Origin of the sequence: Shimia sp., from assembly GCF_022448905.1 — a bacterium.
Taxonomy (GTDB): Bacteria; Pseudomonadota; Alphaproteobacteria; order Rhodobacterales; family Rhodobacteraceae; genus Shimia.
This window is the reverse complement of record NZ_JAKVCW010000009.1, coordinates 140,072-156,928: the sequence shown is the minus strand read 5'-3', so window position 1 is coordinate 156,928 and position 16,857 is coordinate 140,072. Positions and strand designations below refer to the sequence as shown.

The following is a 16,857-nucleotide window of genomic DNA, read 5'->3' as shown; positions in this document are numbered from 1 at the left end:
GATGCCCAGAAAATTATCGGTTCAGGCCGCCGTGCAGGGTCGGCTGGTCCAGTGAGGCAAAGCCATAGTGGCGCAGCCAGCGCAGGTCGCTGTCAAAGAAGGCACGTAGGTCCGGGATGCCATATTTCAGCATCGCCAGACGGTCGATGCCCATGCCGAAGGCAAAGCCCTGATACTCATCGGGGTCGATCCCGCCCGCCTTGAGCACGTTCGGGTGCACCATGCCGGAGCCCAGCACTTCGAGCCAATCGTCGCCTTCGCCAACTTTCACAGTGCCACCTTCCCAGCTGCACTGGATGTCCACTTCGGCGGAGGGCTCTGTGAACGGGAAGTGCGACGCGCGGAAGCGGGTTTTGACGTCGGTGCCAAAGAAGGCGGAGAAAAACTCTTCAAGCACCCACTTGAGGTTTGCCATGGAGATGTCCTTGCCCAAAGCAAGACCTTCGACCTGGTGGAACATCGGCGTGTGGGTCTGGTCATAGTCCGCGCGGTATACGCGACCTGGACAGATGATGCGGATCGGCGCGCCGGTTTTTTCCATCGACCGGATTTGCACCGGGCTGGTGTGCGTACGCAGCACATGCGGCGGGCGCTCGTCACCTTCGGCACGGTGGGTGTAAAACGTGTCCATCTCCGCGCGCGCTGGGTGGTGGCCCGGAATGTTGAGTGCGTCAAAGTTATACCAATCGGTCTCGATCTGCGGACCTTCGGCCACGGCAAAGCCCATATCGGCAAAGATCGCTGTGACCTCTTCGGTCACTTGGCTGATCGGGTGGATGGTGCCGACACGACGGTTGCGCGCTGGCAACGTTACGTCCAGCCATTCCGTGGCCAGGCGCGCGTCCAGCGCTGCATCCGCAAGCGCCACTTTTTTGGCGGCCAAAGCAGAGTTGATTTCGTTTTTGAGCGCGTTGAGCGCTGGGCCTGCAACCTGGCGTTCTTCCGGGGTCATCTTGCCCAGCTCGCGCATTTTCAGGCTGACTTCGCCTTTCTTGCCCACTGCCTGCACGCGCAGCTCTTCAAGCGCGGCTTCGTCTGCCGCAGCGGCAATGGCGTCTAGATATTTGGTGCGCAGTTCGTCCATGACAGGGCCGTCCCCAGATGAGAAATTACCGCAGACCTCCTATCATACGGCCCCTTGATTGCAAGCGCGCAGAGGGGCGCGCCTTGCAAACGCCCCTCTGTTGGATCAATTGCGCATCAACAGGGGGCCAAGGCTTGCGGGTGCCACCGGCCGCGCGGTTTGGGTTTGCACCAGAACCCCAGTGGCCAGTTCGGGAAACAGGGCAAACATCTCCCGTTGGGTGCCGCAATCGACGGCTTTCATCGCCTCGTTGCCCGGGAAGAAGCTCTCGCTCAATACACCGTCCCCGCTGATGATCTGATGGTCGTCAAACAACAGGTGGTAATAGGTGACCCGATCACACTCACAAATCCGCACGTCGCAGTCGTCCACCAGCGCTTTTGCCGGCACCAGAATTTCGTCCTCACCAAACAGCAGCTGCGCCCGCCAGGCGGTGATCAGCATGCGGTGGTTTTGGGAGACCTGATGCGGCTTGATCGCGCCAAAGGTCTCCGGCGCAATTTGAACCGGCGCATATTTCCCGCTGCCCGGCACCGTGCGCCGCCCGATCCAGCGCACCGGCTGCAACCCATTGTCACGTGTCCAGATCAAATCACCTTCGCTCAATGTGTCGATGAGCTGATAGCCAACCTCGGTGCGGATGCGGGTGCCTTCGACAAAACATGCCACCCCGGTATCACCGGCGCCAACGGCAGCATCGCTGCGCTGGTCCGGAGTTGGTTGGTTGAACTGGATGCTGGTTGTGGTGCTGTTGGGCGACGCCAGCACTGATAGGTTTTCGGACGTGGCGCCCGCGGCCGCGCCGTCAATAGCGAGGATGTTCTGTGTGCCACCGCCAATGTCGTAGAAGTCTACCACCTCGCCTGTACCGCTGTTGGTCAACGCATAGGCTTCGTAGTTACCCGCGCCGCGCCCGTCCGGATCGGTCAGCAGGATGGGAACATGCGAGGCAGAAATCACCAGGACCTGCTCGTTTGTGTCCGGATCAATGGAGGCCAACACATCCGGGTGGGTCAGGGGGATCTCAATGCCAACTGTGCCGTCCGCCTGATAAAAGGATACCACAAAATCGCCAGGGTCTTCGTCAAACGCCAAGGCGACTTCCAAAAACTCCTCAACTCCGGAACGCTGCGCATAGTCATTGGAATAATGCAGCTCGCTGATACGGGCCATTCTAACCTCCAAATCACTGGTAACATCTCGCGGCAAACACACGCCGTGGTGGCATCATGGGGGTGGAGTGGTAAATAAAACGTAACCTGTTTTTCCTTTGTTCTCATTTTGTGCGCTCTAAGGCCGCTTGACGTTCTCTCTTTGGCCTGGGCGCAAAAGAAAAAGCCCGCGCCAAAGGCACGGGCTTCTCTCATCTTTGAAACGACGTGGCTTAGGCTGCCAGCGCCGCTTTCGCCTGATCCACAATCGCGTTGAACGCGGCTGGCTCATGTACGGCCAGGTCAGCCAGAACCTTACGGTCCACTTCAATGCCGGCCAGGTTCAGGCCGTTGATGAAGCGGGAGTAGGTCAGGGCTTCGTCGTGGGCGCGCACGGCAGCGTTGATACGCTGGATCCAGAGCGCACGGAAATTACGCTTCCGATTCTTACGGTCACGTGTTGCATACTGGTTCGCCTTATCAACTGCCTGACGCGCGACCTTGAAGGTGTTCTTGCGGCGGCCGTAGTAGCCTTTTGCGGCCTTGACGACTTTTTTGTGACGGGCGTGGGTTACGGTACCACCTTTAACGCGGGACATATCTCAATCTCCTCTTAGCGGTCGTAGGGCATGAAGCCCTTGACGATCTTCGCGTCCGGTGCGGACAGCGTGGTGGTGCCGCGTGCGTCACGCAGGAATTTGTTGGTGCGTTTGATCATGCCGTGGCGCTTACCGGCTTGGCCGGCTTTCACTTTGCCAGAGGCAGTGACCTTGAAGCGCTTTTTGGCGCTCGACTTGGTCTTCATCTTAGGCATTTCCGTCTCCTTTGTATTCGGTCGGTGACAAACGCGACTCGGCATGCCATCCAGCCGGTCGCGCGAATAGAGGCGCCGTATAGAGCGCATAGATCAGGCACGCAAGGCCTAATCGACTCATTTTTGTGGGGTTTCTAGTGGATGATGTCCGCAATTACTCGGATCACCACATTTGGCAAATCCGCCACGCTGTAGCGTGCCGGATTTAGGATGATGGCGATGGCAATCACCGCCGCCGACAGGATAAACGCCCCCATGGCATTGCGTGGAAAGCGGTTGTCAGCATAGGCGGCGAGCATGGCGGGTATGGAGAACAACCCCACAATCAATCCAACTGTGATCAGATAGTCTGTTGCCATGCCTGCCCTTGGCCCTTCTTGAGGGATGCCCTTTCGGCCGACGCTACTCCGACTCGAGGTTGAAAATCAAACGCTCGTCACAGGGAGAGACTCGCAGAATGTTGGTGGTGCCGGGCACGTTGAACGGCAGACCGGCAGTCACAACAATCTGATCCTGCTCCTCGGCGTAGCCAAGATCGCGCGCCGCGCGTGCCGAGGCCACAACCGCCATTTTAAAGCGGCTGACATTGGATGAGATCACACAATTGGTGCCCCAGCTCAGCGCCAGGCGGCGCGCAGTGCCACGTAGGCTGGTCATTGCGATGATTGGCACACGAGGGCGTTCGCGGGCGATCAGCAGTGCTGTTGTGCCGGATTGGCTAAAGCAGCAGATAGCTGCAACCTGTGTGGTTTCGGCAATCTCGCGCGCGGCTACAACGATCGCGTCTGCCACACCGGAGCGCGGAGCGCTACGGCTGGCTTCAATGATCTCGCGATAGGTCGGGTCGCTTTCCACTTCGATGGCCACATTGTTCATCGTGGTCACGGCTTCAATCGGGAAGCTGCCTGCCGCTGATTCCGCCGACAGCATGATGGCGTCAGAGCCTTCATAGATTGCCGTCGCCACGTCGCTCACTTCGGCGCGGGTGGGCATTGGGCTTTCAATCATGCTTTCCAGCATCTGGGTCGCCACAATCACCGGCTTGGCGACATTGCGACACTTGCGCACCAGGCGCTTCTGGATTGGGGGCACGGCACTGACCGGCAGCTCCACACCCAGATCGCCACGGGCCACCATAATACCATCGGACGCGGCAAGGATTTCGTCAAAGGCTTCTACGGCTGCAGGTTTTTCGATCTTGGACAGAATCGCTGCGCGGCCTTGTGATAGTTCGCGGGCTTCTTGGACGTCTTCGGCACGCTGCACAAAGGAGAGCGCCAGCCAGTCCACACCCAGACCACAGACAAACTCCAGATCGTCGCGGTCTTTTTCGGACAGGGCCGCCAGCGGCAAAACAACGTCTGGCACGTTTACGCCCTTGCGGTTGGAGATGGTGCCGCCGGTGGTCACCACACAGTTGGCGAAGTCGTCGCCACAGCTTTCAACTCTCAGGCGGATCTTGCCATCGTTGACCAGCAGGTTGGCGCCGTCTTTCAGTGCGGCAAAAATCTCAGGGTGCGGCAGACATACGCGGTTTACGTCGCCTTCTGCAGGATCAAGGTCGAGGCGGAACTTCGCGCCGTCCACCAGCTCTTCTTCGCCGTTGGCAAACACACCCACCCGCAGTTTTGGTCCCTGAAGGTCGGCCAGAATTGCGATCGGGCTCTGCAGATCTTTCTCGACCTGACGGATGATGCGGTGTTTTTCGCGGATCTCGTCATGGCTGCCGTGGCTCATGTTCAGACGGAACACATCTGCCCCGGCTTCATGCAGGCTGCGGATCATGTCGTAGGTTTCGGAAGCTGGGCCCAATGTGGCCACGATTTTCACGTTTCTCAGTCGTCTCATGATCCGTCTTTCTTTGCCTTTGCTCGTCTGGCTATTCAGGAAATGACCTGAAGGCACCTTGCGTGTCACCTGCTACATGTTAACGCTAACAAATACAAGGTGAACCTGTACCCAATTCACTTTGCGCCACAACTGACCTAAGTCTGAGCAGAAAGCAATGACACGCACATGACATATACACCGTTTTCCATATATGGCGCAGAGCGCCGCTCGCGTTGGCTGATCACCGTGGACCATGCCGCCAATTTTGTGCCAGAGGACATCAACGGCGGGGACCTGGGTCTTGATCCCACCGACATGTCCCGACACATCGCTTATGATGTGGGCGCACGCGGCACGTCTTTGCGCCTCGGCGAGCTGTTGGATGCGCCAGTGATTTGCGCCAACTGGTCCCGCCTATGTATCGACCCAAACCGCGGGGCAGATGACCCGACGCTGGTCATGCGGCTTTATGACGGCACGATCATTCCCGGAAATCGCGACGTAGATGATGCGGAAATCGAGCGCCGCAGAGCCACGCATTATCAGCCTTACCATAACGCACTCGAAAGTCTGGCCGCAGAGCGCGAAGATGTGGTGATCATCGCCATGCACAGCTTCTCTCCCAAGCTCAACGGCCGCGCACCGCGCCCTTGGGAAATTGGTGTGTTGCATGCTCCGAAAGAAGATAGGTTTGGCAAGGCGCTGATAGCCGAGCTGGAGCAGGAGAGTGATCTGACAGTGGGTGACAACGAGCCCTACAACGGCTGGCTGCCCGGCGACAGCATCGATCAACACGCGCTCCAGCCAGGTCGTTTGAATGCTTTGATCGAGCTGCGTCACGACGAAATCGACACACCAGAGGGCCAGAACGCCTGGGCAGAACGGCTCGCGCCCATTCTGCAAAGCACGTTGGCAAATTCTGGCTTATAAATAATTTGCTTTGGCTCGAAATCCCATACACGAGCTCTGGCGAAAGGGGGCGGCGGTCCCCATATATGGAGTGGGAAAAACAACAGCTGAAAGGAGGCTGACATGACCCAAGCAACCCTAACTGCCTTCTTTGGATGGATGGCCGTCATTCACATCGGTGTCCTGCTTTTTGCCACCGTCATGATCTATGGCCTGCGCGGCTGGGTCGCGGACGTGCATGCGCGGATCACTGGGGTTGAGAAAGACACGCTGGCGCCGCTCTATTTCCAGTGGCTCGGCACCTACAAGCTGTTGATTTTTGTCTTCGCTCTGGTGCCTTGGCTCGCTCTCACGATCATGTGACGCGCTTGCCCAACGCCCCTCCGGTTGCTACCCATTGCGCAACGCAATTGCCTCCGGAGGACAGCCATGGATAAGCAAACTCAGATCGAACTCGAAGCGGCCGCTTTCCGCACTCTGCGTGAGCACCTGATGGAGAAACGCACCGACGTTCAGAACATCGATATGATGAACCTCGCGGGATTTTGCCGCAATTGCCTGTCGCGCTGGTATCAGGAAGCCGCCAATGAGCGTGGCATCGACATGGACAAGACCGAAGCCCGCGAAATCTTCTATGGCATGACCATGGACGAGTGGAAGGCCAACTACCAAACCGACGCGAGCCCCGAAAAGCAAAAGGAGTTCGAGAAAGCTTTTGCGGAGAGTGTCGGAACAGACAAAGCCTGATCGGAAGATATTACGTGTAGAAAGGTCGCTTCGGCGGCCTTTTTTTGTTGCGCTGGCGCGGACCAGAAAGCAGCACACGCCTGCCTCAATCCGGTCAAACTTGGTTAATAGCCTCTTACCAAAGCCGTTAGAGTTTTGTGTGAGGACAAGAGCAATGTTGGCCCTTTTGGCATTAACCGCGATCTTTGGCGTTGGCATGGTCGCCGATGTTTTGACTGGCTTTGAAGAGCCGGACCTGGACGCCATAAACCAGCCGGATGACGCGGAAACTGAAACCGACGATAGCGACGACAGCCCGGAGCAAGTGCTTGATGTGTCAGAGGCTGTGCTCCTTTCCGATGGCGATGACACCTTTGAAGGCGAGGACGGCAGCGACACCGTCACCGGTGGCGCTGGAGACGACGACTTGCGCGGTAATAATGGCGAAGATTGGCTCCATGGCGGCGCTGGCGATGACACCTTACACGGTGGGGCAAGTGGCGACGGCATCAGCGGCGGAGACGGGGTAGACTCCATTCTCGGGGGCGCAGGCGCCGACACGATCTCGGGCGGTATTGGTGACGACACACTTGCCATGGGCAGTGGAAACGACATCTATGACGCGACACTTGTCGAAGAACTGGGTTTGGACGGCCTAGGCTTTGAGAACGGTGGCGACGATCTCGTGCGTGGCGGTTCCGGCAATGATGTGCTGCGCGACTTTGAGGGCGCCGACACGTTGCTTGGCGGCACCGGCAACGACACGGTGAATGGCACGCACCCAACCCTTGCTGACAGCGCGGCCGACATGCTTGGCGGCGGTTTTGGCGATGATGTGCTGGTGGGCGACAATGGCGATACACTTGAAGGGGGCGATGGAGCGGATGCGTTCACCGTCGCTTTTGAGTTTGACGATAACCGTGAAGAAGTGGTGATTTCTGATCTCGACGCAGCCACCGAGACCGTCACATTTGCCGCCAGCGATTTTGGCAATGACGCGGTCATGGAGTGGGAAGCCAGCTATGATGCTGACACCGAAACCATCACCATCCTGCTGTCCGGGTCCCACACGGTGGATGGCTCGATGGTGACGCTGGATCAGGAACCGGCCGTGATCTTAGAAAACATGACCGCCGAAGACGTGGATCTGCTCAACGTGCAGCTGGATTACGCAGCCTGAAGTTTGAGCCGCGCTTAGCGGCTCAATTCATGCTCATAGCGCTGTTTGGCAATCGCTTCGTTCTGCGTGGACTTTTTGAAGTTGGTCAGCGCGGTTTCCACGTAATCCAGATGTTCAATCACCGCTTTGCGAGAGGCTTCGGCATCGCGCGCCTGCAACGCGGTATTGATCGCCCGGTGCTGCTCCAATAGCTCTCCCCGGGTGGTACGCTGCTTGAACATAATCATTCGGTTGTAAAACACGCCTTCGCGCAGCAATTGATACATCGACCGCATCATATGCAGCATGATCACATTGTGGCTTGCTTCAATGATGGCGAGGTGAAAATCCGCATCCAACTGCGCCTCATCAGACGGATTGCGCTTCGGGTGCGCGGCTTCCATCTTGTCAAACACCGCTTGGATCACTTGCAAATCCGTGTCGCTGGCCAAGGTCGCCGCGCGTTCTGCTGCCAGACCTTCCATGTCGCGCCGGAAGGCAATGTAGTCAAACACCGCCTCATCATGGGCCGAAAACAACTGCACCAAAGCTTCGGAAAAAGCGCTGCCGAGCACATCGGCTACAAAAATCCCAGCGCCGGCTTTGGAGGTCAACAGGCCCTTGTCCTGCAAAGTAGCAATTGCTTCGCGCAGACTTGGCCGGGACACGCCGAGCCGATCACTCAGCTCGCGTTCCGCAGGCAGTCTCTCGCCGGGCCGCAAAATACCGCGCAAAATCAACAGCTCAATCTGGCGTACCACCGAGGTGGAAAGTTTTTCCGGCTGAACTTTTTGAAATGGCATAGAAAATGGCCCCGCGTAACTGGTCACATAATTTGACCACGCAGTGCGCCAACGTGCAAGCCCTAGCGATAAGAGCGATCAGGCCAGTGTTTTGGTCATGAACAGCGACGCCGGGCTCTCTTCGTACTCCCCAAACGGACCACAATCCTTGTAGCCATGCGCCCGGTACAGGCTGTGCGCCTGATGCAACGTGTCGCCGGTTTCCAGCTTCACCTCGGCAAGTCCCTGTGCCCGCGCCTCGACTTCAATCGCCTGCATCAACTCATGCGCAATGCCTTTGCCGCGCGCCTTTGGATCGACAAACATTGATTTGATCTCGGCGTAGTCGCCCTTGTTGGCCAAGGCCACGCAGCCCAGAGATGTGTCGCCCTCCTTGGCCACGAAAAAACTCACGGACGGCACGCACAACTCGTCAATCGACAGGAAGTGATTGTCTTCTGCGCTGAACAGATCCTGCATCAAGGCGTGGCTTGCCTGCAAAAGCGCCGTGGCCTGCGCATCGCGCGGATTGCCTGGAACAACTTTAATATCGCTCATGACGTCTTCCCGTTGATCGTTTGGTCAAAGATGTGTCAGCGCGGCTAGACGCTGTCCAGCCGTCGCGTCCTGAAAGGCCGTTTAAGGCGGCATCGTTTTCCGAATTTGATTAAAAAATAGGCATTACATCTGAGGCAGCGCAGAGCTCTGTTTACATCTCCATGTCACTCAAGATCGATCCGTAAGCAAAGCGACCTCCCCAATCTGGCAATATCTTGTGGATAACTTGGGGGTTAAATCCATATCCTGTGGTTTGCCGTTGACTCACCACAAGAGCCCTTTGCAGACTTCCTTAACCAAAAAGGAATCACAGGACCCGCCGCAATTTGCGCTTTTCCAAACTCAGACTGACAGGCTTCAAAAGCTTCGTGGACCCCACCGACCTGATCATCGCCGATGGTTTGACCGGCGTTGTGGGGCCAAACGGCTGTGGCAAGTCCAACCTGCTGGAAGCATTGCGCTGGGTCATGGGGGAGAACCGCCCCAAGGCGATGCGGGGCGGCGGCATGGAAGATGTGATCTTCGCCGGCGCCTCCACCCGCCCGGCGCGCAACTTTGCCGAAGTGTCTCTGCAAATTGACAACTCTGAACGCCTCGCGCCCGCAGGCTTTAACGATGACGACGCGCTCGAAATTGTACGCCGCATCACGCGGGACGTCGGCAGCGCCTATAAGGTGAACGCCAAAGACGTCCGTGCCCGTGATGTGCAGATGTTGTTTGCCGATGCCTCTACCGGGGCGCATTCCCCCGCGCTTGTGCGCCAGGGCCAGATTGCCGAGCTGATCAACGCCAAACCCAAAGCGCGCCGTCGTATTCTCGAAGAGGCGGCGGGTATCTCCGGTCTGTATCAACGCCGCCACGAAGCCGAGTTGAAACTCAAAGGCGCCGAGACCAACCTTGCCCGCGTGGACGATGTGATCGAGCAATTGGCCAGCCAGTTGGCGCAACTGTCGCGCCAAGCCCGTCAAGCGGTCCGCTACCGCGCCATTGGCGATGAACTGCGTCAGGCCGAAGGCATGTTGCTTTACCGCCGTTGGCGCGAAGCCGATGACGCCCGCGCCGCGGCTGACGAGGAACTCAAAACGCGCACCACGCAGACCGCGCAGGCGGAAGTTCTGGCGCGTGCCGCCGCGAAGACCCGCCAAGAACGCGACGAAGTCCTGCCCGGCAAGCGCGAAGAAGAGGCCATCGCCTCCGCGGTGCTACAACGTCTGCAAGTGCAACGCGACAGCCTCAACGATCAGGAATCCCATGCGCTGCAAATCATCGAGACGCTTAAAAATCGCATCCTGCAACTGGGTCGCGACATGGAGCGCGAGGCTGGTCTAAACCGCGACGCGGAAGACACCATCGAACGGCTTGAGTGGGAACAGCGCGAGCTTGCCAAAGCCGGTGAAGGCCAAGAAGAGAAGCTTGAAGCGGCGTCTGATGAAAGCCGTGAGGCTGCCAGCGTGCTGCAGGAACGTGAAGCGGAGCTGTCGCAGCTGACGGAAGATGTGGCTCGTCTTGCCGCCCGCCACCAATCAGCACAGCGCCTTTTGGATGATAGCCAAAAGACGCAGGACAAAAGCGAAGCTGAGGCCGAGAAAGCCCGCGCAGCGGTGGCGGAGTCCAAAGAAGCTTTGGAGCGCGCCGCCGAAGAGTTGGAGCTGTCGCGCGAATCAGAGGCGGAGGCGATAGAGGCCGCCCAAGATGCCGAAGAACGCCTTGCCGAGGTCGAAGAAGAGCGCGCCGAAACCCAATCGCGTGAGGCGGACGCTCGCGCCGAGCGTTCCGAAGCGGAAGGCGAGTTGAACGCTCTGCGGGCGGAAACCACCGCGCTGGCCAAGCTGGTGGAGCGCGATACGGCTGAAGGCGGGCAAATCCTGGATCGTCTGCAAGTGCAGCAAGGTTTTGAGAAAGCGCTGGGCGCAGCCCTAGCCGATGATCTGCGCGCGCCAGAGGTGGAAGAAGACGGCCCCTCCGGCTGGTACGTGCTGCCGCAATATGGTGACGTGCAACCGCTGCCCGAGGGGGTGACCTCTCTGGTGCAACACGTGTCCGTGCCCGAGGTGCTCGAACGCCGCATGAGCCAGATTGGTTTGGTTGCCAATGAAGACGCGCTGTCTCTGCAACCGCTCCTGAAACCGGGTCAGCGGCTGGTTTCTCTAGAAGGCGACCTCTGGCGCTGGGATGGCTACCGCGCTTGGGCCGAAGACGCGCCAAGCGCGGCCGCCCTGCGCCTGCAACAGCTCAACCGTTTGGAAGAGCTTAAGCAAGCCATGGCGCGTGCCACTGCCCGTGCAGACGGCGCGGTTGATGCGCATGAGGCCTTGCAAACCCGTCTGCGCGAACTTGCCAATGTCGACCAATCTGCCCGCGAAGCCCGCCGCGCCGCCGATCGCGCTGTGGCTGATGCCAACCGCGCGCTGTCCCGCGCCGAGGCGGACCGCAATCTCGCAGAAGGGCGTTTGGAAAGCCTTGGCTTGGCGGTGACCCGCCACGAAGAAGAGGCCATGGCCGCGCGTCAGCAGCTGCAGGAAGCAGAGCGTGCGCTGTCGGACCTTGGTGATCTTGATGCCGCCCGCCAGGAAGTTGAGGATATCAAGATGACCGTCGAAGGCGCGCGCATCATGATGATGTCCCGCCGCTCTGCCCATGACGAATTGCGCCGCGAAGGCGAAGCCCGCCTTAAGCGCACGCAAGAGGTCATGAAAGAAATCAGCGGCTGGCGTCACCGCCTTGAAACCGCTGAAAAACGCATGAATGAGCTGGCCGAGCGCAAAGACGCCTCGGAAGAAGAGCTGATCGAAGCCGGCGCGGCACCCGAAGAAATCGCCGCCAAACGCGAAGAGCTGACCGAAGCCATCGAGGCTGCCGAAGAGCGTCGCAAGGCCGCAGCGGATGTGCTGGCCGAGGCCGAGGCGGCGCTACGCGAAGCAGAGCATAATGAGCGCGACGCGGAACGCTTGGCCAGCGAAGCCCGCGAAGCGCGCGCCCGCTCTGAGGCCCGCGCCGATGCGGCCCGCGAAACCGTGACCTATGCGGCTGAGCGCATCATGGAAGAGCAGGAGGTCAATCCGGCGCAGCTTTTGGAGCGGTTGGATGTGGATCCGGACAAAATGCCGGATTCCGAAACGGTCGAAAACGACGTGAACCGCCTGAAGCGCCAGCGCGACAGCCTTGGCGCAGTAAACCTGCGCGCCGAAGAAGACATCAAAGAAGTACAGGAAGAGCACGACGCGCTGGTCAGCGAAAAGGCGGATCTTGAAGAGGCCATTCGCACCCTGCGCAGCGGTATTGCCAGCCTGAACAAAGAAGGGCGCGAACGCCTCCTGACGGCTTTTGAACAGGTGAACTCGAACTTCTCGCTGTTGTTCCGCCACCTCTTTGGCGGGGGGGAAGCCAATCTGGTGCTGGTGGAAAGTGATGATCCACTGGAAGCAGGCTTGGAAATCATGTGTCAGCCGCCTGGCAAGAAACTCAGCACGCTGTCATTGCTTTCCGGTGGCGAACAGACCCTGACCGCCATGGCGCTGATTTTTGCGGTGTTCCTGGCCAACCCGGCGCCAATCTGTGTGCTCGACGAGGTCGACGCGCCGTTGGATGATGCCAACGTGACGCGGTTTTGTGACCTTCTGGACGAGATGTGCCGTCGCACCAACACACGTTTTTTGATCATCACCCACCACGCGGTGACCATGGCGCGCATGGACCGATTGTTTGGGGTGACCATGGTCGAGCAGGGTGTGAGCCAGTTGGTCTCTGTGGACCTCAAAGCGGCGGAAACTTTGGTGGCCTAAGGCAGAGGGGCCAGCCCCTCCGGCCCACGGTGTGGGCCTCCTCCCCGGGATATTTCTGGAAGGAGAAGCAGTCACTGCATTGTGACGCGCAGGTGAGCGTGCCGCCGCCTAGGGTGGGGCAGGAGGTGCGTGATGCGGATAGGGATGATTTTGGGGCTGCTGTTTACGGCGACCAGCAGTGTGGCGCAAGATTGGAAAGGGCAAAGCGGCGATAGGCCGTTTGATGTGGCAGGGCTTTCTGCGCAGTTGTCTGGCCAGACTTTGGTGTTCTATGACGACGGCCGTTCGGTGTTTGAGCGCAATGGGCAGTATCAATACACCTATGGCGAAGGGGGGACTTGGTATGGCCATTGGAAAGTTACCGATGACAGTGTGGTTTGTGTGACCTTTGTCACCGGCGTGGAGCGCTGTGACCGGATTGTGGAGAACGGCGGACGCCTGGTGATGCAGACCGCAGATGGCCTGCGGTTTCCCGTACGCGCGATCGAAGCTCATTCATAAGGCAGATCATCAGGCGACACGTCGATGAAATCTGGCGGTGGCGTCAGGGGGAGTTGCCGCGCCGTTATGCTGGCGTGCCCCGCCACATAGGCCTTCACCACCCGGTGCATGCCATCCATCACGCGGCGGTCTGCGCAGAGTAAGATCGGGTAAGCCAGGTCTGCTGCCTGCACCAGTTTTATATGGTCGCCTATGGCGCGGCAGGTTGCGGGTTGCTTGGTGGCGTCAAACCAATAGCTTTCTTCCAGCTCCTGGATGTCGCTCAGCGCGATGTCAATAACGGGCAGGGTGACAGCCCGCTGCAGCAGCTTGCGTACGTCCCAGATGTGCATACGCCCGCCAACCTCTCGAAAGTGGTACTGCGGGCGCAGGTTTTCCAAACTCACAGCGCGTTCAACAACTGTGGCGTAGGCCAGGCGTCCGCTGGCAGGCCGAGGCGCACTTGCTCTGCCTGAACCGCGCGGCGGGTCAGTTTGCCCAGGATGCCGTCCACCTTGCCAACATCATGCCCGCGTGCTTTTAGCTTTTTCTGCAGTTGTTTCATCTGGTTGCCGGACAGGCCCGTGTCCGGGTTGCCCGCATTGTAGCGCGCCTTGCCTTCCAGACGGTTGGCAAAATAGGCCGCCGTAGTCACGTAGACGAAGCTTTTGTTCCACTCAAAATACACGCTGTAGTTTGGATAGGCCAAAAACGCCGGACCCTTGCGCCCCTGTGGCAGCAGCAGCGAGGCGGGCAAGTTGGCAAGTTTGCCCTCGCGTGGTTTCACACCCATTTTTGCCCATTGATTGGCGAGCAGGGTGGTGTCGAGACCGGACTTAGACCAGTCCAGATTACTAGGCACCACAACCTCCTGCAGCCAGGGCTCGTTCTTGCGCCAGCCGAGATGAGACAGCATTTTGCCGCCGGACATCAGCGCATCCTGCGGAGAGGTTTTGAGGCTAACTTTGCCGTCGCCATCGCCATCCACACCGTTTTCAATGATGTCCGCCGGCAGCATCTGCACCATGCCAATTTCCCCGGCCCAGGCGCCGGTGGTCTTGGTCGGGCTGAAGTTGCCGCGCTTGTAGAGCTCCAGCGCCGCAAATACCTGCGGACGGAAAAGCTCGGGACGGCGGCAATCATGCGCCAAGGTTACCAAAGAGTTCAACGTGTTGAAATCGCCTTGGAACGCGCCGTAGTCGGTTTCAAACGCCCAAAACGCCAAAAGCACGCCGCGCGACACGCCGTATTGACGCTCGATGCGGTCAAAGGTCGACGCATATTGCTTGGCCTTTTTGCGGCCCACATCAATCCGGTTCTGGCTGATCAGCCGCTGGGAAAAATCCAGAAACGGCATCTGGAACACGCCTTGGGAGCGGTCTGCCTTGATGGTTTTCGGGTCCTGTCGCGCGCTGGCAAAGAACTTGTCCACCGTGCCTTTGGAATAGCCTTTGGACAGGGCTTCTTTCTTCAAGCCGTTGACAAAGCTGTTAAAAGATCCGCCGCATTGCGCGGCAGCGGTGGTGGCTGTGCTGACGGTCAGGAACGCCGCGGTCAGCGCTGGCAAAAGACGCATTCAAATACCCTCGTGGACAAAATGATTGCTCCAGACATAGCCAGAGCCTGACGTGCGAGCAAGCGCCTAGAGGATCGCGAGAACCACAACCACCGCCAATCCTGCGGCCCATGTCAGCCACAGCGCCCGACAACAGGCATCCACATCAACGGGCGCGAGTGCCTTGCGTCCCTGCGGGTTCACATAAGGAAAGTCCTGCATCACGCCATCATAGGAGCGTGGCCCAGCCACAGCCACACCCAGCGCCCGCGCCATGGCGGATTCCGGCCAGCCCGCGTTGGGCGAGCGGTGCAGTTTGGCATCGGCCTTGATGGCCTGCCATTGTCCCAATCCGGCATGTGTCGCCGCAATCAGCATGGCGGTGAGCCGGGCAGGCACCCAGTTGAGCACATCATCCAGCCGCGCTGCCGCCCAGCCAAAGTCTTTGTGGCGTTCGGTTTTGTAGCCGATCATACTGTCGGCGGTATTCACAATCTTGTAGATCAGCAACCCCGGCAGGCCTCCAATCAGGAACCAAAACGCGGGCGCGATCACCCCGTCACTCAGGTTCTCGGCACCGCTCTCAATTGCGGAGCGAGCCACAGCGCTTTGATCCATCGCCTTTGTGTCTCGGCTGACAATGCGACCGACCATCATGCGCCCATCCCCCAACGATTGCCGCAAGGCATCCCCAACCGCCTGCACATGCTGCACCAACGAGCGCTGCGCCAACAGCACGGCGGCCAAGAGCATCTGCGGCAGCCAGCCAAATAGGGTGAGGACACCACCCAGCACCCAAGCCGCCAGAACCAGCGCGATCACAACAATCACACCTTTGGCCTTGCGGTTGATCCCATTGTTGTAGTCGCGATCCGAGCGGCCAATAAGCTTGCCCATGAGCACCGCAGGATGTGGCACCCGCTGCCACAGCCAGCGTGGCTCGCCAAATACGGCGTCGAGCAATAGCGCGCCTACCAGAATGCCTGCTGTGCTCATAGCGCGGCCTCCAATTGGGCCCATCGGTCCGGAGCGGGCAATCCAAGGCGCAGGTAGGTCTTGGAGTAAGGGAAAATGCGGGACCACACATGGGACTGCGCGAGTTTGCCTTGCCACACAGCAGCATCGTCTACGTCATACAAACGGAACAAGTCCGTACCGCCCGCAACCTCGGCCCCATTGGACCTCAGCAACGCATCCAATCGTTTCGCATCCTCTGCCAAACGCGCTCGAGTTTCGGTCGCCCATGCCTCGTCTCGCAACGCTTGCGTGCCAAGGCTCAACGCTGGACCGGACACGGCCCAAGGCCCGATAAAATCCGCCAATTTGGCAATCAACGCAGGATCGCCAATGGCAAAGCCAAGCCGCGCCCCGGCCAATCCCCAGAATTTGCCAAAGCTCTTGAGCACAAGGCGTCCGGGGTGGCGCGCCTTTGCGATCAAGCTTGCCTCGGGGCATATGTCACAGAAGCTCTCGTCAATCACCATCAAAGGCGCCGTCAAATCCGCAGCCGACCAAAGTCGCCCGGTCGGGTTGTTGGGATGCACCAGCACCCGTGCATCTGGCGTGTCTGACGTGATATCCCACCCTTGGGCTTCAAAGGCGGCGGCATGTTCATTGTAGGTTGGGGTCGGAATATCCACGCGGCCAGTTGCGGCCAAAGCTGGAATACAGGCAATCAATGCCGAGGCGCCGGGCGCGGCCAAAATCGCCAGTTCCTCGGGCACCTTCCAAAACGCCCGCGCGGCTGAAATCAACGCCACCTGCGCGCCTTTGTCGGGCAAAGCCGTCCAAGCGTCCGCTGGGAAATCGCCAACCGGGTAGGGCACCGGATTGATGCCTGTCGACAGGTCCAGCCAGCTGTCGCGAGTGCCGCCCCATTGGGCGATGGCCGCATCGATCCCACCGCCGTGGTCGCGTGGAGTTTGCGTCACCGAGGATATCTTTGAATTGGTCATGGCGGCACCTGTTTTCGCTTAAGGCGCGCGTACCGCACTTGATGTTCTCTGCGCAAGCCTTCTTGCCTGCGC

General features: G+C 59.1%; 18 protein-coding genes. 6 read left to right on the top strand and 12 right to left on the bottom strand.

Annotation, left to right across the window (positions count from 1 at the left end):
• Nucleotides 1-13 precede the first annotated feature (13 nt).
• The 6 genes from pheS to pyk all read right to left on the bottom strand — a co-directional run bounded on the left by pheS (nucleotide 14) and on the right by pyk (nucleotide 4,897).
• Complete coding sequence (gene pheS, locus MK208_RS12760; protein WP_294117071.1) at nucleotides 14-1,084, bottom strand: phenylalanine--tRNA ligase subunit alpha; 1,071 nt, start codon at nucleotides 1,082-1,084, stop codon at nucleotides 14-16.
• Between the two features lie 105 nt (nucleotides 1,085-1,189).
• Complete coding sequence (locus MK208_RS12755; RefSeq protein ID WP_294117070.1) at nucleotides 1,190-2,257, bottom strand: Hint domain-containing protein; 1,068 nt, start codon at nucleotides 2,255-2,257, stop codon at nucleotides 1,190-1,192.
• Between the two features lie 211 nt (nucleotides 2,258-2,468).
• Complete coding sequence (rplT, locus tag MK208_RS12750) at nucleotides 2,469-2,834, bottom strand: 50S ribosomal protein L20 (protein WP_168591028.1); 366 nt, start codon at nucleotides 2,832-2,834, stop codon at nucleotides 2,469-2,471.
• Between the two features lie 14 nt (nucleotides 2,835-2,848).
• Complete coding sequence (rpmI, locus tag MK208_RS12745) at nucleotides 2,849-3,049, bottom strand: 50S ribosomal protein L35 (protein ID WP_058241085.1); 201 nt, start codon at nucleotides 3,047-3,049, stop codon at nucleotides 2,849-2,851.
• Nucleotides 3,050-3,183: 134 nt separating this feature from the next.
• On the bottom strand, nucleotides 3,184-3,408 hold the full coding sequence (locus MK208_RS12740) for a hypothetical protein (protein ID WP_294117060.1): 225 nt from the start codon (nucleotides 3,406-3,408) through the stop codon (nucleotides 3,184-3,186).
• Between the two features lie 43 nt (nucleotides 3,409-3,451).
• The gene (gene pyk, locus MK208_RS12735) at nucleotides 3,452-4,897 is read right to left on the bottom strand and encodes a pyruvate kinase (RefSeq protein ID WP_294117058.1); all 1,446 of its coding nucleotides are present in this window, start codon (nucleotides 4,895-4,897) and stop codon (nucleotides 3,452-3,454) included.
• Nucleotides 4,898-5,065: 168 nt separating this feature from the next.
• Between pyk and MK208_RS12730 the strand changes: the two genes are divergently transcribed.
• From MK208_RS12730 to MK208_RS12715, 4 genes are all read left to right on the top strand, one after another.
• Nucleotides 5,066-5,809 carry an N-formylglutamate amidohydrolase gene (locus MK208_RS12730; RefSeq protein ID WP_294117054.1) on the top strand — a complete coding sequence of 248 codons (744 nt, stop codon included), beginning with the start codon at nucleotides 5,066-5,068 and terminating at the stop codon, nucleotides 5,807-5,809.
• A 102-nt stretch (nucleotides 5,810-5,911) separates the two neighbouring features.
• On the top strand, nucleotides 5,912-6,151 hold the full coding sequence (locus MK208_RS12725) for a DUF6868 family protein (RefSeq protein WP_294117052.1): 240 nt from the start codon (nucleotides 5,912-5,914) through the stop codon (nucleotides 6,149-6,151).
• 66 nt (nucleotides 6,152-6,217) lie between these two features.
• Nucleotides 6,218-6,535, top strand: coding sequence for a DUF1244 domain-containing protein (locus tag MK208_RS12720; RefSeq protein ID WP_294117051.1), 318 nt, complete (start codon nucleotides 6,218-6,220; stop codon nucleotides 6,533-6,535).
• A 154-nt stretch (nucleotides 6,536-6,689) separates the two neighbouring features.
• Nucleotides 6,690-7,694, top strand: a complete 1,005-nt coding sequence (locus MK208_RS12715) for a calcium-binding protein (RefSeq protein ID WP_294117048.1) — start codon at nucleotides 6,690-6,692, stop codon at nucleotides 7,692-7,694.
• A 14-nt stretch (nucleotides 7,695-7,708) separates the two neighbouring features.
• Here the strand turns inward: MK208_RS12715 and MK208_RS12710 are convergent, their stop codons facing one another.
• Nucleotides 7,709-8,476 carry an FCD domain-containing protein gene (locus tag MK208_RS12710; RefSeq protein WP_294117047.1) on the bottom strand — a complete coding sequence of 256 codons (768 nt, stop codon included), beginning with the start codon at nucleotides 8,474-8,476 and terminating at the stop codon, nucleotides 7,709-7,711.
• A gap of 78 nt (nucleotides 8,477-8,554) precedes the next feature.
• A complete protein-coding gene (locus MK208_RS12705) occupies nucleotides 8,555-9,013 on the bottom strand; it encodes a GNAT family N-acetyltransferase (RefSeq protein ID WP_294117046.1) in 459 nt (152 codons plus the stop codon).
• Between the two features lie 326 nt (nucleotides 9,014-9,339).
• Between MK208_RS12705 and smc the strand changes: the two genes are divergently transcribed.
• Both smc and MK208_RS12695 read left to right on the top strand, forming a co-directional pair.
• Nucleotides 9,340-12,795, top strand: a complete 3,456-nt coding sequence (gene smc, locus MK208_RS12700; protein WP_294117044.1) for a chromosome segregation protein SMC — start codon at nucleotides 9,340-9,342, stop codon at nucleotides 12,793-12,795.
• A gap of 132 nt (nucleotides 12,796-12,927) precedes the next feature.
• Nucleotides 12,928-13,296, top strand: coding sequence for a hypothetical protein (locus tag MK208_RS12695; protein WP_294117043.1), 369 nt, complete (start codon nucleotides 12,928-12,930; stop codon nucleotides 13,294-13,296).
• Here MK208_RS12695 and MK208_RS12690 read toward each other — a convergent pair.
• The 4 genes from MK208_RS12690 to MK208_RS12675 all read right to left on the bottom strand — a co-directional run bounded on the left by MK208_RS12690 (nucleotide 13,287) and on the right by MK208_RS12675 (nucleotide 16,785).
• On the bottom strand, nucleotides 13,287-13,682 hold the full coding sequence (locus tag MK208_RS12690) for a hypothetical protein (protein ID WP_294117041.1): 396 nt from the start codon (nucleotides 13,680-13,682) through the stop codon (nucleotides 13,287-13,289). The genes MK208_RS12695 and MK208_RS12690 overlap by 10 nt on opposite strands.
• Nucleotides 13,679-14,851 carry a lytic murein transglycosylase gene (locus tag MK208_RS12685; RefSeq protein WP_294117040.1) on the bottom strand — a complete coding sequence of 391 codons (1,173 nt, stop codon included), beginning with the start codon at nucleotides 14,849-14,851 and terminating at the stop codon, nucleotides 13,679-13,681. Before MK208_RS12685 ends, MK208_RS12690 begins: the two co-directional genes overlap by 4 nt.
• A 66-nt stretch (nucleotides 14,852-14,917) precedes the next feature.
• A complete protein-coding gene (gene cbiB / locus MK208_RS12680; protein WP_294117038.1) occupies nucleotides 14,918-15,826 on the bottom strand; it encodes an adenosylcobinamide-phosphate synthase CbiB in 909 nt (302 codons plus the stop codon).
• A complete protein-coding gene (locus MK208_RS12675) occupies nucleotides 15,823-16,785 on the bottom strand; it encodes a threonine-phosphate decarboxylase (protein ID WP_294117035.1) in 963 nt (320 codons plus the stop codon). The genes cbiB and MK208_RS12675 overlap by 4 nt, the downstream gene beginning before the upstream one ends.
• Between the last annotated feature and the right edge of the window lie 72 nt (nucleotides 16,786-16,857).

What these genes read in the sequence shown, in the direction of transcription:
- pheS (WP_294117071.1), bottom strand. Translation starts at nt 1,084, where the DNA reads ATGGACGAACTGCGCACCAAATATCTAGACGCCATTGCCGCTGCGGCA.
- MK208_RS12755 (WP_294117070.1), bottom strand. Translation starts at nt 2,257, where the DNA reads ATGGCCCGTATCAGCGAGCTGCATTATTCCAATGACTATGCGCAGCGT.
- rplT (WP_168591028.1), bottom strand. Translation starts at nt 2,834, where the DNA reads ATGTCCCGCGTTAAAGGTGGTACCGTAACCCACGCCCGTCACAAAAAA.
- rpmI (WP_058241085.1), bottom strand. Translation starts at nt 3,049, where the DNA reads ATGCCTAAGATGAAGACCAAGTCGAGCGCCAAAAAGCGCTTCAAGGTC.
- MK208_RS12740 (WP_294117060.1), bottom strand. Translation starts at nt 3,408, where the DNA reads ATGGCAACAGACTATCTGATCACAGTTGGATTGATTGTGGGGTTGTTC.
- pyk (WP_294117058.1), bottom strand. Translation starts at nt 4,897, where the DNA reads ATGAGACGACTGAGAAACGTGAAAATCGTGGCCACATTGGGCCCAGCT.
- MK208_RS12730 (WP_294117054.1), top strand. Translation starts at nt 5,066, where the DNA reads ATGACATATACACCGTTTTCCATATATGGCGCAGAGCGCCGCTCGCGT.
- MK208_RS12725 (WP_294117052.1), top strand. Translation starts at nt 5,912, where the DNA reads ATGACCCAAGCAACCCTAACTGCCTTCTTTGGATGGATGGCCGTCATT.
- MK208_RS12720 (WP_294117051.1), top strand. Translation starts at nt 6,218, where the DNA reads ATGGATAAGCAAACTCAGATCGAACTCGAAGCGGCCGCTTTCCGCACT.
- MK208_RS12715 (WP_294117048.1), top strand. Translation starts at nt 6,690, where the DNA reads ATGTTGGCCCTTTTGGCATTAACCGCGATCTTTGGCGTTGGCATGGTC.
- MK208_RS12710 (WP_294117047.1), bottom strand. Translation starts at nt 8,476, where the DNA reads ATGCCATTTCAAAAAGTTCAGCCGGAAAAACTTTCCACCTCGGTGGTA.
- MK208_RS12705 (WP_294117046.1), bottom strand. Translation starts at nt 9,013, where the DNA reads ATGAGCGATATTAAAGTTGTTCCAGGCAATCCGCGCGATGCGCAGGCC.
- MK208_RS12695 (WP_294117043.1), top strand. Translation starts at nt 12,928, where the DNA reads ATGCGGATAGGGATGATTTTGGGGCTGCTGTTTACGGCGACCAGCAGT.
- MK208_RS12685 (WP_294117040.1), bottom strand. Translation starts at nt 14,851, where the DNA reads ATGCGTCTTTTGCCAGCGCTGACCGCGGCGTTCCTGACCGTCAGCACA.
- cbiB (WP_294117038.1), bottom strand. Translation starts at nt 15,826, where the DNA reads ATGAGCACAGCAGGCATTCTGGTAGGCGCGCTATTGCTCGACGCCGTA.
- MK208_RS12675 (WP_294117035.1), bottom strand. Translation starts at nt 16,785, where the DNA reads ATGACCAATTCAAAGATATCCTCGGTGACGCAAACTCCACGCGACCAC.